Origin of the sequence: Chitinophaga sp. ARDCPP14 (assembly GCF_051362515.1) — a bacterium.
Taxonomy (GTDB): Bacteria; Bacteroidota; Bacteroidia; order Chitinophagales; family Chitinophagaceae; genus Chitinophaga.
Genome location: NZ_JBKIXB010000004.1, coordinates 241,431 through 257,016 on the forward strand (window position 1 = coordinate 241,431; position 15,586 = coordinate 257,016).

Here is a 15,586-nt window from a genome sequence, read left to right on the forward strand (position 1 = left end):
GGATCGCTTTACGAGGCGATCCGCTGTATATTTTATTTTTTACGGTGCTGAAACAACCACGGCATTACGCCTGGTTCCACAAACATATTATCCCAGCTATTGTGACCCACGCCGGGGTATTCTGTATATTTTTCTTCTGCACCAAGCGTTTTCAGTTTGGCGTCATACGCCCTGGAGGCTTCTACCGGTACTACTTTATCATCGCCGCCATGAAAGATCCACACCGGCACTTTTTTAGCAAACCTGTCCGCCGCCTCTACGTTGCCGGCGCCACAGATAGGAAATGCAGCTGCAAATATATCGGGGCGTTTGGTGATTTCGTAGAAGGTGCCCATTCCACCCAGCGATAAACCTCCGATGTATACCCGTTTGGTATCCACTTTTCCGCCGGCCAGTAAGCTATCCACCAACTGGTTGAGTAAAGCCGTGGGCGGTGTAGGATCGCCATCCAACGGAAAATCTGCCTGGATTACCTTACCGGTGCTGTCGCGCACAAATTTCATGGGCGCCCAGGTTTGATTGGCAGGGCATTGCGGGAAAACAACGAATGCCGGGTAATTGGCGCGGATGGTATCACGCAGGAACATGGCGCCGCCATGCAGCAGCTGCGCGTTATTATCACTGCCTCTTTCACCGGCCCCATGCAGGAAAACGATCAGCGGATATTTTTTGTGACGGTTATAGTTGGCTGGCAGCAGCAGGCGGTAGCGGAGGGTATCACCCTTACGGATAAACGATTCCCTGCTGTACTGGGAAAGACTATCCTGTGCAGCGGCTACCAGGCTACCGGTGAGCGCGCAGGCCAGGAAGAATAATTTAAGGTAACGCATAACGGGGTATTTTTGTTCCCAATATACTACGGCAAAGTCAGTATTTCAGCGTGAAATGCTGCTTGACTTTAAAATCTTTCCGGAAAAATACCAGCCCGATAAAAAAGAGGTCGATGGTCATGGTTACCTGCGGATGTTCCTGTATCGTATGCCAGGCGGCTTCCATATCAGGCGTCCAGTGGATATCGTCGAAGATAAAAACAGAGTATTCATCTGCAAACTGCAGGCACTGCTCAAAATAGGCCAGCGTGGGTTCCTTGCGGTGGTTGCCATCGATATACACCCAATCAGGCAACTGCATTTGTTTCAATACATCCGGTAACACGGTATCAAAATTTCCGGTTACCTGCGTGATGTTTTTGATATGAAGCGCTTCGAAATTCTTGGCGGCCCTGGCTGCTATATTCGGGCATCCCTCAATGGTATAAATACGCGCGTGCGGTGCGGCCTTTGCCATATACGCTGTAGAAAGCCCCATAGAAGTACCCAGTTCAAGAATACGGGCCGGCTGGAGGTATTGTATCAACCGGTAGAAGAATTGCCCGAATTTAGGCTGTTTTGCCGCGTAGCGGGTAATATCCCTTACACGGCGTTCATTACCGGCCGATATCAGCGACCCCGCGCCCAGGTCGGTTACCTGGAGCGTTTCATTACTTTGCAGCAACTGTTTGCGCAACTGTTCTATTTCCCGGAAAGCCGGCTGCCGTTTTTTATCCAGCAACACATCCTCAATCAGTGAAAATACAAAGGGAGAATGTACGTCGTGACGATTGCCTGAAGTAAAATAATACTTCAGGTACTTTCCGGCTAAATTATACTGTTGCGCTAAACCCACTGCTAAATTATTTTTTAATAGATCTTTCCTTTTACGATGCCCCACATATGCAAACGATGCTGCAGTGATACTCTCAAAACACCCAACCCGTAAATGGCGCTGCGTTTGAAATTGATACTGGAGGCCTCGTCGAAGTATTTGGTAGGACAGGTAATTTCTGCAATATCGTATCCTTTCATAAATATCTGCGAAACCATTTCATTATCAAATACAAAATCGTCGTTATCAGCCATGTAGTTGATGTTACGCAATACTTCCGATGAAAAAGTCCGGTAGCCGGTGTGATATTCACTCAGCTTCTGACCAATCAGGATGTTTTGTGTCAATGTTAAGAAACGATTAAATATGTATTTGTACATCGGCATGCCCCCTTTCAGGGCGCCTTTTCCCAGAATCCTGGACCCGAAAACCACCGGGTACACCTCATTGGCAATAATACTGCACATCGCAGTAATGAGCTTTGGCGTATACTGATAATCGGGATGCAGCATCACCACAATATCAGCTCCCAGGTCCAGTGCTTTGTTGTAGCATGACTTCTGATTACCGCCATAACCCTTGTTGTTGTCGTGGCGTATCAGGTGCTGAATCCCCAGCCGCTTGCCGACTTCAAGGGTATCGTCTCTGCTGGCATCATCTACCAGCACTACATCATCAACTATGTCAAAAGGGATTTCCCGGAATGTTTTTTCCAGCGTAAGTGCTGCGTTGTAGGCCGGTAATACAACCACTATCTTTTTGTTATTAAGCATGAAAGTGGATCAAATTTGGCAGCAAAGGTAACTCACCTGCTGATAATTCAAAATATATCCGGAAAATGCATTCCGGACACCACCTATCATGATTTAATTTTAACTGTTATTAATTATTTATCTTTGCCTGATGATGTTTTTGGCATCATATTTTCTTAAATTTTTGTTAACAAAAAGCAAAAACAATATGTTAAAACACCTACCAACGGAAATGAGGCACGATAAACGCTTGACCAGCAAGCCCGATGAGTCATTACCGTTAGTACACCTGGCTCAAAAATTCCTGACGACCAGATGGATTAAAGTGCTACCAGCCCCTCTTGTTTTACTTTTTACTTTCCAGACAGCTTACGCACAGGACCCGGAACTGAAAAGCACCACGTCTCCTGTCATTAAAACTCAGGATACCACCATCCGCAAACTGCTGGAAGATGTACAACGGATCACCGACAATGACAAACAAAACTCTACCGCTATACAGGCCCTGTTACAGGGAAAGGAAATAGATAATATCACGAAGTACGAGCTGATAAAAAATAATATCATCAATGCCAGTGAAACGTATTATCTGCTGAATAAGAAAATTATCGATCTGAAGTCGCGTACTACGACCAATAACCTCGATGTTTTCATCACCTCCCTGAATAACCCGGAAAGTAAAGCGCTGGGCTTTTCTTTGAGCGACCGCATTGTAGAGCTGGTAGAAAAGATCATCCTGAAAAATAAAGGAGATAAAGGAGAGAAGAATTCTAAAATTGTAGAGTCTACCAAATCCATCATCAACAGTCCTATTTTCCAGAGCTTTACCTCCCTCACTCCTCCGCTGGCGATTGCCAACTCAGTAATGAACTTTCTGCACAGTGTGAGTGTGAATAACAAACAGATTAACCAGAAGTCATTACAGGATTTCGAAAAAGAGCTGAACAAATATGTAGTGTATTACACCGCATTGAATGATGCCAACCAGAAATTTGAATATGGCCTGAACTTCAATAAAGATCAGCTAAGCCTTTTACAGGATAACCTGTTTGATCATCTTTCGTTTACCGCCACTTCCCTTAAATTTCCTGCTCCGCAGAAAGGGAATCAGGGTTTGAGCCAAACGATGAATGAATACTTTTTTGATTTTAAGAAAGAAAAGGTAGTTGATTACTTCGCTAAACTGGAAGAGAAATATACCAAAGGCAAACGGATCGATTATGAATCCCTACTGCGCGAAAACTCTTCCCTGAAAGAAGTAAACAACCAGCTGGAAGACCTGGTTTTGCAAACCAAGCGATTCGAAAATCTTTACAACGAATATTTCACGCTGCTGGATTCTTACTATACCAAAGTAAACAACTCGCTGAAAATAGCCCAGGATAATGGATTGGCAGATAAAAGCATCATCGATGCCAAACAGGCGGAATTCAGGAACCTGAAAACAGAAGCAGTAGGAGAAATCCAGGCGTCTATCAATATCAGGGAACTGTATAGCAATACAGAAAAAATCAAGTACCGTTACAGGATATTCTAGTTAAACATATTACTATAAAAGCAACAGGCGGTAGTGAAGGATTTCACTATCGCCTGTTGCTTTTATAGGTTTTAACGTCTTCCTATAGATTTTATTTATACCTTTGCTGCACAATCTTAGAGGAAATGACGACAGTTCAATTGGAGTACATTGTTGCGGTAGATACCTACAGAAGTTTTGTACTGGCAGCAGAGAAGTGCTTTGTAACCCAGCCAACGCTGAGCATGCAGATTCAGAAGCTGGAAGATGAGTTAGGCATTAAATTGTTTGATCGCAGCAAATTACCGGTAGTCCCTACTGAAATAGGTATATCCGTGGTTGCCCAGGCCAGGATCATCATTAAGGAAAATGCACGCATCCGTGAAATTATAGCAGACCAGAAAAAGGAAGTACAAGGCAATCTGAAAGTAGGCATCATTCCTACACTGGCGCCTTACCTGCTTCCCCGTATCCTCACCGGGTTCATGAAAAAATATCCGAAGGTGCGCCTGGAAATATGGGAATATCCTACAGAGCAAATTATGCAGCAACTGAAACAGGAACTGCTGGATTGTGGTTTGCTGGCCACTCCCCTGCATAACCCGCACCTGGAAGAACATCCTTTATTTTATGAGTCCTTTGTGGTGTACACTGCTAAAAGCAATCCTTTATACGAGAAAAAAATCGTAAAAACAGACGAGCTGGATATCAAAGATGTGTGGCTGCTCAATGAAGGGCATTGTATGCGTAACCAGGTGTTGAATATCTGTAAGGATAAATTTACCATGGGCGATAACAAGAACCTGGAATACAATACCGGCAGTGTGGAAACGCTGAAAAGAATGGTAGATCTCAACGAAGGCTATACAATTTTACCGGAGCTGTCATTACAGGATCTCTCCTCCCGGCAACTGAACATGGTCCGCTATTTCAAGGCGCCGGAACCGGTAAGGGAAATCAGCCTGGTAACCCATCGTCACTTTATTAAACAGGCGCTGATAGAAGCCTTTAAAAAAGAAATCCTGGCACATGTGCCGGAGAAGATGAAGGTGCAGAAAAATAAGAAGGTAATTGAGATTCTAACGGAATAAGGGAAGATATAAGGAAAACGGGCTGGTAATACTACATTACCAGCCCGTTGCTTTTTAAAGACCTTATGCTTTCGCCGGTGTATAATACTTCATTGCTTCCGGCATCAGCTGTTGTAATTTTTGTACGCGGGTAGCGTCGCTGGGGTGTGTGCTCAGGAGTTCAGGTGGTTTCTGACCTTTACTCATACTGGCCATGCGTTGCCAGAAAGGAATTGATTCCTGCGGATTGTAACCGGCCATCGCCATGAATATTACTCCCAGGTGATCGGCTTCCAGCTCATTACCACGGGAGAAGGCGAGTGTACCTAAGTTGCCGCCTACGCCAAATGCCTGGTTAAAAAGGTTTACCGCGGTAGGGTTCTTGTTCAGCGCTACAGCGCCGGCTACCTGGATACCCTGCATTACCAGTCCCTGGCTCATACGTTCGTTACCATGACGTGCAATGGCATGTGCTATTTCATGTCCCATTACACAGGCCAGGGCAGTTTCATTCTGGGTTACGGGCAGCAAACCTGTATACACCACTACTTTACCGCCGGGCATACACCAGGCATTTACTTCTTTGTTATCTACCAGGTTAAATTCCCATTTATAGCTGGATATTTCACCCCCCATATTATTTTGGTTCATGTACCTGGTAACAGCCGACGCAATGCGCTGCCCCACTCTTTTCACCATCTCAGCGTCTTTACTGGCAGTTTGCGCCACTACTTTGTTTTCAGACAAAAATGATTGGTATTGTTGCACAGCCATTGATTGCATCGTGCTTTCAGGAACGAGGTTCAGCTGACTACGGCCGGTGATGGGTACACGAGAACAGGCCGCCAATGCGAGGCTTGCAGTAAAGAATAAAACATACTTTTTCATGGGAGCATCAATTTAAATATGCGAAAACGCAAAAAGCAAAAAGCAAAAAGCATGCACATTTTTATGGCTGTCGCTTTTTGCTTCCTGCTTTAATATATAACTGTAACTAGTTCTTGTCTTTTCTGTTCTTGAATAACGGCACTTTACTTTCTACACCTTTCAACAGCCGCGTGATATTCTTCTGATGGGTTAACACCACCATTAAAGCTACAGCAATAGCAAATATGCGATAAAAGATTTCAGGTTCATTGAAGATATAGAGGATCAGGATCGGGAAAGCGATACTGGCAATAATAGAACTGAGAGAAACGTATCTCGTTAAAAAAAGGATCATTAAAAATACACCCACACAGCATAAAGCTACCAACGGCTGTATGGCAAGCACCAGCCCGAACAGGGTAGCAATTCCTTTACCACCCTTGAAGTTTGCCCAGATAGGGAATATATGACCTACCACTGCAGCGAGCCCCAGACCGATCTGGAGGTTCACCAATTGAGTAAGATGTTCAGGATCAAGATAATAAGGAGCCAGATAAGCTAAACGTACTGCTAACACACCTTTCAGCATGTCTACTACCATTACAAAAGTACCCGCTTTAGGCCCCAGCACCCGGAATGTATTGGTGGCGCCGGCATTGCCGCTGCCATACTCCCGGATATCCATACCAAAAACGCCTTTACTCACCCAAACAGCTGTAGGAACAGATCCTATCAGATAAGCACAAAAAAGCAATAAAATTTCTATCATCACTACAAGTTAGGAATGCTAAGATAACAAATTCTGTGTTAAAATAGAGAGAATATTAGAAAAGATTATAACACAAAAGTTGGATTATCAACGCTATTTATATGTAAGTTTTAATCTATTTTGAGTCCGGTACAGAAAATTGGAGCGCCAGCCAGTTGTCTTTTTCGATCCGTTTCTCCATGATAAATCCTTTTGAAACCGCGGCCGCTGCAATGTTTTCTTCATCCGTAGGTAAGATGCCGCTCAATAGTAATTTGCCCCCCGGCACTAACAAATGCCCCATATCTCCCATAAATTTCAGTAAAATGTTATAGTTGATATTTGCCAGCAATATATCATATTTTCCGGTAATTGCCTCAAGGTTGTCCGCCTGCCATACTTTTACCTTGTTCATCCCGTTGGCAGCAATGTTCTCCAACGTATTATTTACGGACCATTCGTCGTAGTCAATTGCATCCGCTGTATCAGCCCCCATCATCTCCGCCAGGATGGCGAGGATACCGGTTCCGGTGCCAAAATCAAAAACCTTTTTGCCCTTAAAATCCAGCGGCTCCATGAGCTTTATCATAGAGGCCGTGGTAGCATGATGCCCCGTACCAAAAGCCATCTTAGGCGTAATAATAATTTCATATGCAGGCTGCGGATCAAATGGCGGATGAAACTCCGCCCGGATACCACAAAAATTATCTACCTGCACCGGTTGGAAATTGCTTTCCCACAGGGCATTCCAGTTCACCGGTAAAATCGTTTCTTTTGTATAGGTTACCCCGTAGGCTTCCAATTGCTGCTGCAATGCGGCCTCGTCAAAGTCGGTGGCAGGAATATAAGCAATCAGCGTATCCGGCTGCTCCTCAAACCCTTCATATTTCAGCTCAGATAATTGGGCAATCAGCAGGTCTGTTTGTGCGGCGCCGGCCCGCATGGTAATAGCAATGTAAGACATAGGCCGCAAATATAGCCATTAGCTGCTAGCTTTCAGCGTTTTGACACCCCATCCGCAGCTAAAATCATCACTCAATATTAAAAATTGTTATATTTGATTAATAAATCATATCATATATCCTATGAAAGCACTGTTCCTCCTGCTCACCGGCGTGGCGTTGTCCCTGTCGGGAATGGCCCAGGTAATTAAAGTACGGCCTCCTGAACCTATCACAGATTCCATCATTTACCAGACTGAAAATGTAACATTGATCTTTGACCGGAAGCATCTCACGGAATATATGACGGGTATGGATTCCACCCTGCGCAACAGTAAATACAGTAACAAGGTATTTAACAGCGTGCAGTTTGCACACCTGAATGCCATAGATATGGGCAACCATTTCCGCAAGGCTTATTGCTACCTGGAAGACACTGCCAACAAGGACTTCAGCTACAGTACCGGTAAAATGAATATGTTGTGGGCAGAAGATGGCGGTATTATGCTCCCCTACGTGGAAGAAATTATGCCGGACCTGCTGGCTGGCGGGGAAGTACGGGTGATAGACAGGAGTACCAAAGCGCTGCAACCTGCTTATAAGATGATTGCCGAACCGGTGGATGGCAATAATTACCGGGTGTTTCGCCTGAACAGCGGCCGCGAAATTTTCAGGGAAAGCACTTTCCGTGTAGAGCAACTGACCAGGAGATAAACCACCTTGTCATAAAAATAAGAAAGCAGCCACCAGGGTGACTGCTTTCTTTTGTATTTAATTCCAGTTATCTGCTAGCTATAACAGCGCCTATTCGGCATCAAAGGTAGGCTCCTGAGGTTTATCAGGACCGGCGTTGTAATTTCCGCCACCACGGTTACCGTCGCGGTTGAAATCACGTCTCTCGCCGCCACCGCGTCTGTCATCACCGCCACGTCTGTCGTCACGGGGACCACGTCTGTCGCCACGATCACCGCCGCGGTCTCCACGATCTCCACGATCACGGAAGTCGCCTCTGTCGCCACGCTCTTCACGTTCTGGTCTTTCCACGTAACCTTCCGGTTTAGGCATGAGCACTTTGCGGCTCAGCTTAAACTTACCGGTTTTAGGATCGGTACCAGTCAGTTTTACTTTTACTTTTTCGCCTTCTGTCAGCACACCTTCCATTGTTTCCAGGCGTTTCCAGGAAACTTCGGAGATGTGGAGCAAGCCTTGTTTACCAGGCATGAACTCCACGAAAGCACCGTAAGGCATGATGGATTTTACAACGGATTCATATACTTCACCTACTTCAGGTATTGCAATGATTCCTTTCACCCATGCAACTGCTTTATCGAGACTTTCTTTCTGCGCGGAGAAGATACTTACTTCGCCGGTTTCACCAACTTCTTCGATGTTGATGGTAGTACCGGTTTCGCGTTGGATCTCCTGTATAATTTTACCACCGGGTCCGATAACAGCGCCGATAAATTCACGGTCGATGATGATCTTCTCCATGCGTGGTGCATGTGGTTTTGGTTCAGGACGTGCAGCCGGCATTACTTCGTACATGGCTTCCACGATATGCAGGCGGCCTTTCCTGGCCTGAGCCAGTGCAGAGCGCATTACATCCATGCTTAAACCATCTACTTTGATATCCATCTGTATACCCACAATACCATCGCGGGTACCGGTTACTTTAAAGTCCATGTCACCCAGGTGATCTTCATCACCGAGGATGTCGGTTAATACTGCCCATTTACCATCGGAAGCGCGGGAGATAAGACCCATTGCCACACCTGAAACGTGTTTAGGCAGGGGCACACCAGCGTCCATCAGTGCCAGCGAACCAGCACATACGGTAGCCATGGAAGAGGAACCATTTGATTCGAGGATATCAGAAACCACCCTTACAGTGTAAGCGTAGTCGCTGCCTGGCATCATTTGCTTCAGGGAGCGCATGGCCAGGTTACCATGTCCTACTTCACGACGGCCGGGACCGCGCATCATTTTCACTTCACCTGTAGAGAATGGAGGGAAATTGTAGTGCAGGATGAATTTGGAATAATTGGAAACGGCTGCGCTTTCGATCAGCAGTTCATCTTCCGGAGTACCCAGTGTAACGGTAGTCAGCGACTGTGTTTCACCACGGGTAAACAGGGCGGAACCGTGAGGAGAAGGCAGGATATCTGCTTCCATTGCCAGCGGACGAACCTGATCCAGTGCACGGCCATCCAGACGAACGGATTCATCCAGGATCATGTTGCGGATCACTTCTTTTTCCAGGTCATGCAGATATTCTTTTACCAGCGGCTGGTCTTCTTCCGGTAATTCACCCAGGTGTTCTTTCAGTTCAGTGCCAATGGCAGCAAACGCATCGCTGCGATCGTGCTTGGCTGAAGCTGACTTGGCTACCTGGTAAATTTTATCTTTTGCAAAAGCTTCAATTTTCGCTTTCAGTTCTTCGTTCTGATGAGGTTGTGCGTATTCACGTTTGCCGGTTACACCTTTCAGGTCACGCAGTTCTTCCTGTGCTTTAACCTGCACTTTGATCGCAGCGTGTGCTGCTTCAATAGCAAGGATCAGGTCTTCTTCCTGGCACTCTTTACTTTCACCTTCCACCATCATGATGTTCTTATCGGTAGCACCGATGATGAAGTCCATGTCGGCTTTAGCCAGTTCAGTACGGTTAGGGTTGATCACGAATTTACCATCGATGCGCGCTACGCGGCATTCAGAAATAATTTCCTGGATGGGAACGTCGGATACAGCCAATGCAGCAGATGCAGCAAGACAGGCCAGTGCATCGGGCATTACTTCGGGATCAGATGAAATCAGGGACACCAGTACCTGTACTTCACATAAATAATTATCGGGGAACAGGGGACGCAGAGCGCGGTCAATCAAACGGGAAATAAGTACCTCGGAATCAGACAACCGGCCTTCACGCTTGAAAAAAGAACCAGGGATACGGCCGGCGGATGCAAACTTTTCCTGGTAATCAACTGTAAGGGGGAAGAAAGACTGGCCTGGTTTGGGTTCTTTATTTGCTACCACAGTGGCCAGCAATATTGAATTCCCTAAACGCACCGTAACGGCACCGTCAGCCTGACGGGCCAACTTGCCGGTTTCGATGGTCACCATACGACCGTCTCCTATATCGAATTTCACTGAAATAGGTGTCAGATTCATAATAAAGTGAGGATTAAAAATAAAATTATTCTTTTTTGATCGCTAAAGAATAACAAAAGGTATACATACAAAAAAACTATTCCCAACCATATAAGTTGGGAATAGCGCTATAATTAAGTCATGGTTATTTCCTGATACCTAACTTCTCAATGAGGGCACGGTAGCCTGTGAGGTTGGTTTTAGATAAATAGGAAAGCAAACGCTTTCTCTGGCCAACCATCTTCATCAAACCACGGTGGGTAGAAAAATCTTTTTTGTTTTGTTTCAGGTGACCGGAAATGCTGTTGATACGCTCAGTCAGCAGTGCGATTTGTGCTTCCACAGAGCCTGTATTTTTTTCGCTTCCACCAAATTCCTTAAAAATATTGGCTTTCTTTTCAACAGTTAAGTAAGACATCTTTAAAAATAATAAGTAATAATAATGTTTTTTGTCGCTATTTTTCCGGTGCAAAGGTAATTTAAAAAATAGGAATTACCAATTAACGGGAAATTAATAATAAATGAAGGATAATGTACATCCGTAATATTTTCTTTCTCAACAACTCCTAAGAAGAAAAATTCACAGCTGCATTATCCGTTACATGCCCGTTTTCTGTACGCAGTACTCTCGACGGGAATTTCTGTAATACTATGTAATCGTGTGTGGCCATCACTATGGCGGTTCCTTCACGGCAAATACGGAACAACAGCTGCATAATACCATCGGAAGTTTCCGGATCCAGGTTACCAGTGGGCTCATCCGCCAGGATCAGTTTTGGCGAATTCAGCATAGCACGGGCAATATCCACACGCTGCTGCTCTCCTCCCGATAACTCGTACGGCATCTTAAAGCCTTTGGTACCCAATCCCACCTTTTCCAGTACATCGTTGATCTTATTCTCCATTTCCTTAGGATCCTGCCAACCGGTAGCCCGGAGCGCAAATTTCAGGTTATCATGCACGTTGCGGTCGGTTAATAACTGAAAATCCTGGAATACCACACCCAGATTCCGGCGAAGATACGGCACTTTTTTCCAATCCATCTTCTTAAGATCAAAACCAACTACCTGTCCCGTGCCATCATTTAAAGGTAAATCTCCATACAATGTCTTTAACAAACTGGATTTCCCGGTACCGGTTTTACCAATGAGATACACAAATTCACCCTTGTTCACCGTGATATTCACATCAGCTAATATCAATGAATGGCCCTGGTATATACTGGCGTTTGTTAATTGTATGATAGGTTGTTCAGGCGTCATGTCCTTTCTGTTTTTTACGGTCTGTGCGGACAAAAATAACTAATTAAAAAATAACTCGTTGTGATAATATGTCAAATATCCATCTCTCTGAAACTAAAAAAATAGTTGTCAAACTAAACTATTAGTTATAACTTGGTTTTACAAACGAGCAATATGAAACAACTCACCAAAGCAGAAGAACAGATCATGCAGGCACTCTGGGAAACCGGCCCGGCCTTCGTGAAAGATATCATAGAAGTAATGCCCGAACCCAAACCGCATTACAATACGGTGTCCACCCTTGTGAAAATACTGATTGAAAAAGGGTTTGTCGACTTTAAAGCTTACGGTAAATCACACCAGTATTTTGCCCTTGTAACCAAAGATGCTTACAGCCACAAAACAGTCAACAATATCGTGAAAGGCTATTTCGACGGCTCCTTCAGCAACATGGTTTCTTTTTTTGTGAAAGAAAAAGAACTGAGCATCGCTGAACTGGAGAAACTGGTACAAAAAATTAAAGCAGCCCAAAAATCTTAACCATGACAGTTCTGCTCACCTATCTCTCCAAAGTGATCATCTGTTCAGCCGTTTTATACGGCTACTACTATATCGCCCTGCGTAATAACCGTTTCCACCAATGGAACCGGTACTACCTGGTGCTCATCACCCTGGTTTCCCTGCTCACCCCCCTCCTGAAAATTCCGCTGCCAGGCCAGGCCGCCGAATCTTCCACGGTGCTGTCTTATACAACACGCATTGTGAACATCCGCGAAACCGTGATACCGGCCAACCCCGGGATCAGTTCCGGCATGGTGCTCAACATCCTGTACATCGTGGTGATAGCGTTGCTGCTGACACGAACACTGATCAGTCTTTTCAGGATTAAGAACCTCATCCGCCGCAGCCAGGTGCAGGAAATTCCTCCCTACCGGTTTGTAAAGAACAAGGACATCAAAGCGCCTTTTTCTTTCTTCCGCTATATTTTCTGGGATCAACAAACATCATTGAATTCGCCCGAAGGGCAACAGATATTTAAACATGAACTGGTACACCTGCAGGAGAAACACAGTACGGATAAACTATTCATGGAACTGGTTACCGCGGTATGCTGGATCAACCCCTTCTTTCACCTGATTAAAAGGGAACTGGCACTGGTACATGAATTCCTGGCCGACAAAAAAGCAGCCGGGGAAGAAATAGCCGGCTACGCGCAAACCATCCTCCAGATGGCCTTTCAAAGCAAACAATTCAGTATTACAAACGACTTTTTTCATCCGCCAATAAAAAGAAGAATCCTTATGCTGACACAATTCCACACTCCCAGATTCAGTTACCTGCGACGCATCATGGTATTGCCGCTGGCTACCTTCATTTTTTGCTCCCTTGCATTTGTGGCCGATAAGCGTCCGTCCGCCATTCCGGCGCTTACCACCACTGCCGCTGCTATTCCTTCGGCCACCATCGCAGTGGATACCACACCGGTTAAAAAGGTAACCACCAGGAAAGACAACGTTTATACTTCGGTAGACCAGCCTCCCACTTTCCAGGGCGGAGAAGAAGCGCTTGCAAAATATCTTTCCAAAAACACCCGGTATCCTAAAGCTGCACAGGAAAAAAACATTTCAGGTACGGTGTACGTAAATTATGTGGTAGACGAGGAAGGTAATATTACAGATGTTCGTACGGTGGGAAAAAACCCGGGCTTTGGTCTTGCTGAAGAAGCGATGCGTGTAGTAAAAGGAATGCCGCAATGGATACCCGGCAGGCATCAGGGCCGGGCTGTTTCCGTACAGTTTAACCTGCCTATCCGCTTTATGCTGGATGCTGGCAAACAGACACCGAAAACCGGTGATCATACCGTCAATTTCCCGCCACCTAACGATAAAGAAGTATTCACCTTTGTGGAACATCCACCGAAATTCCCCGGCGGCGAAAATGCCCTTGGATTATATCTTAGTAAAAATATCCGTTACCCCAAACAGGCACAGAAAGCGAATGTAAGCGGTACCACCTTTGTGCAGTTTATTGTGGATGCAGATGGCAGCATCCATGATGTGAGAACAATAGGCGCAAAGAAAGGTTACGGCCTGGAAGATGAAGCGATAAGGGTAGTGAAAGCCATGCCGAAATGGGAACCAGGTGTGCAAAATGAACGCCAGGTGGCGGTGCAGTTTAATCTTCCTATCAGGTTTAGTCTGCAAAACTAACACAACTATAAATGATCAATAAGGGCAGGCCACGGTTTTACACTGTGGCCTGCCCTTATTCTATTCATCATCCTCAGCTTGGAATTACTTCTGGGGTACTTCGCCAATGCCTCATACCTGGGTATACCATGGATCATCCATGGACTCTCCATGCACTTCTGATGGACTCCTCATGCACTATCAATGCACTCTCCATACACTCCCTATACACTATGACCTAATATTCAAAGGTTCCAGCCGGCGCTTTCACGGTTACTTTCTTCTCTTCTGCGGCTTCTACCCTGCCTATGATCTGTGCATCGATATTAAAACTTTTGGAAATGCTGATAATATCAGCTGCTATTGCTTCCGGCACATACAGTTCCATTCTGTGTCCCATGTTAAACACCTGGTACATTTCCTTCCAGGGAGTACCGGACTGCTCCTGGATAAGACTGAACAACGGAGGCACCGGGAACAGGTTGTCTTTGATCACGTGCAGTTTCTCAATGAAGTGCAGCACTTTGGTTTGAGCACCGCCGCTGCAATGTACCATCCCGTGTATCTGCGGCCGGAATTGCTCCAGCACTTTCTTGATCACAGGGGCATAGGTACGGGTGGGCGATAATACCAGTTTACCTGCATCCACCGCGCCAAAGCCAGGAATATTTATTTTATCTGTCAGCGATTTTTTACCGCTGAACACCAGTTCATAAGGAATATTGGGATCAAAGCTTTCAGGGTATTTTTCCGCAATAGCTTTGCTGAAAACATCATGACGCGCGCTGGTGAGGCCATTGCTGCCCATACCGCCATTGTATTCCGTTTCGTAAGTGGCTTGTCCGTAGGATGCCAGCCCTACCACCACATCGCCTGCCTGGATCCGGTCGTTGGAGATCACGTCTTCACGTTTCATGCGGCAGGTAACAGTAGAATCCACGATGATGGTGCGTACGAGGTCGCCTACATCAGCGGTTTCTCCACCGGTAGAGTAAATGCTGATACCGTGGTTCCGCAGTTCTGCCAGGATTTCTTCTGTGCCATTGATGATGGCAGCAATTACTTCACCCGGCAGCAATTGTTTGTTGCGGCCAATGGTGGAAGAAAGAAGGATATTGTCTGTAGCGCCCACGCAAAGCAGGTCGTCCATGTTCATGATAATCGCGTCCTGGGCGATGCCTTTCCAGACACCCAGATCACCGGTTTCTTTCCAATAAATATAAGCCAGGGAAGATTTGGTGCCGGCGCCGTCTGCATGCATAATATTGCAATAAGCTTCGTCGCCTCCTAAAATATCAGGTACAATTTTGCAGAATGCCTTTGGGAAAAGGCCCTTGTCAATGTTTTTAATGGCATTATGCACATCTTCCTTGCCTGCTGAAACACCGCGTTTGGCGTAAATATTATTATCCACCGGGAAATAAATAAATATGTAAATAAAAAGTAAACTAAATAAAGATGCTCTTCAGGCTGC

The 15,586-nt window shown here is 45.5% G+C and carries 15 protein-coding genes; 5 read left to right on the forward strand and 10 right to left on the reverse strand.

Annotated elements, in window-relative coordinates:
- Positions 1–32 precede the first annotated feature (32 nt).
- The 3 genes from ACLHR0_RS13395 to ACLHR0_RS13405 are packed head-to-tail and all read right to left on the reverse strand — an operon-like array spanning position 33 to position 2,417.
- Positions 33–830: an alpha/beta hydrolase-fold protein gene (locus ACLHR0_RS13395; protein WP_436487226.1), complete on the reverse strand. Its 798-nt coding sequence runs from the start codon at positions 828–830 to the stop codon at positions 33–35.
- 37 nt (positions 831–867) lie between these two features.
- Entirely contained in the window at positions 868–1,665 is a 798-nt protein-coding gene (locus tag ACLHR0_RS13400; RefSeq protein ID WP_436487228.1) for an O-methyltransferase, read from the reverse strand.
- Between the two features lie 14 nt (positions 1,666–1,679).
- Positions 1,680–2,417 (reverse strand): glycosyltransferase family 2 protein, encoded by a 738-nt coding sequence (locus ACLHR0_RS13405; RefSeq protein WP_370912419.1) that lies wholly within the window; start codon positions 2,415–2,417, stop codon positions 1,680–1,682.
- 211 nt (positions 2,418–2,628) lie between these two features.
- Between ACLHR0_RS13405 and ACLHR0_RS13410 the strand changes: the two genes are divergently transcribed.
- The gene (locus ACLHR0_RS13410; RefSeq protein ID WP_436487230.1) at positions 2,629–3,933 is read left to right on the forward strand and encodes a hypothetical protein; all 1,305 of its coding nucleotides are present in this window, start codon (positions 2,629–2,631) and stop codon (positions 3,931–3,933) included.
- 125 nt (positions 3,934–4,058) lie between these two features.
- Positions 4,059–5,003, forward strand: coding sequence for a LysR substrate-binding domain-containing protein (locus ACLHR0_RS13415; protein ID WP_436487232.1), 945 nt, complete (start codon positions 4,059–4,061; stop codon positions 5,001–5,003).
- 63 nt (positions 5,004–5,066) lie between these two features.
- Here ACLHR0_RS13415 and ACLHR0_RS13420 read toward each other — a convergent pair whose 3' ends face one another.
- The 3 genes from ACLHR0_RS13420 to prmA form a co-directional block, all read right to left on the reverse strand.
- On the reverse strand, positions 5,067–5,870 hold the full coding sequence (locus ACLHR0_RS13420; RefSeq protein WP_429050837.1) for a M48 family metallopeptidase: 804 nt from the start codon (positions 5,868–5,870) through the stop codon (positions 5,067–5,069).
- Between the two features lie 106 nt (positions 5,871–5,976).
- Positions 5,977–6,618, reverse strand: coding sequence for a glycerol-3-phosphate 1-O-acyltransferase PlsY (gene plsY / locus ACLHR0_RS13425; RefSeq protein ID WP_429050838.1), 642 nt, complete (start codon positions 6,616–6,618; stop codon positions 5,977–5,979).
- Between the two features lie 115 nt (positions 6,619–6,733).
- Entirely contained in the window at positions 6,734–7,561 is an 828-nt protein-coding gene (gene prmA, locus ACLHR0_RS13430; RefSeq protein WP_436487235.1) for a 50S ribosomal protein L11 methyltransferase, read from the reverse strand.
- A 121-nt stretch (positions 7,562–7,682) separates the two neighbouring features.
- Here prmA and ACLHR0_RS13435 point away from each other — a divergent pair, with 121 nt between their 5' ends.
- Positions 7,683–8,252 (forward strand): hypothetical protein, encoded by a 570-nt coding sequence (locus ACLHR0_RS13435; protein ID WP_370912413.1) that lies wholly within the window; start codon positions 7,683–7,685, stop codon positions 8,250–8,252.
- A 90-nt stretch (positions 8,253–8,342) separates the two neighbouring features.
- On the opposite strand, the gene ACLHR0_RS13440 is transcribed toward ACLHR0_RS13435, so the two are convergent.
- The 3 genes from ACLHR0_RS13440 to ACLHR0_RS13450 all read right to left on the reverse strand — a co-directional run bounded on the left by ACLHR0_RS13440 (position 8,343) and on the right by ACLHR0_RS13450 (position 11,944).
- Complete coding sequence (locus ACLHR0_RS13440) at positions 8,343–10,703, reverse strand: polyribonucleotide nucleotidyltransferase (protein WP_436487238.1); 2,361 nt, start codon at positions 10,701–10,703, stop codon at positions 8,343–8,345.
- Between the two features lie 124 nt (positions 10,704–10,827).
- On the reverse strand, positions 10,828–11,100 hold the full coding sequence (rpsO, locus tag ACLHR0_RS13445; RefSeq protein ID WP_079470431.1) for a 30S ribosomal protein S15: 273 nt from the start codon (positions 11,098–11,100) through the stop codon (positions 10,828–10,830).
- Positions 11,101–11,248: 148 nt separating this feature from the next.
- Entirely contained in the window at positions 11,249–11,944 is a 696-nt protein-coding gene (locus tag ACLHR0_RS13450) for a cell division ATP-binding protein FtsE (RefSeq protein WP_370912411.1), read from the reverse strand.
- A 153-nt stretch (positions 11,945–12,097) separates the two neighbouring features.
- On the opposite strand from ACLHR0_RS13450, the gene ACLHR0_RS13455 reads away from it, so the two are divergent.
- Complete coding sequence (locus ACLHR0_RS13455; protein ID WP_436487241.1) at positions 12,098–12,463, forward strand: BlaI/MecI/CopY family transcriptional regulator; 366 nt, start codon at positions 12,098–12,100, stop codon at positions 12,461–12,463.
- A 2-nt stretch (positions 12,464–12,465) separates the two neighbouring features.
- Complete coding sequence (locus ACLHR0_RS13460) at positions 12,466–14,133, forward strand: TonB family protein (protein ID WP_436487243.1); 1,668 nt, start codon at positions 12,466–12,468, stop codon at positions 14,131–14,133.
- A gap of 217 nt (positions 14,134–14,350) precedes the next feature.
- Here the strand turns inward: ACLHR0_RS13460 and ACLHR0_RS13465 are convergent, their stop codons facing one another.
- Positions 14,351–15,526 (reverse strand): AIR synthase related protein, encoded by a 1,176-nt coding sequence (locus ACLHR0_RS13465; RefSeq protein ID WP_429050843.1) that lies wholly within the window; start codon positions 15,524–15,526, stop codon positions 14,351–14,353.
- Positions 15,527–15,586: the final 60 nt, after the last annotated feature.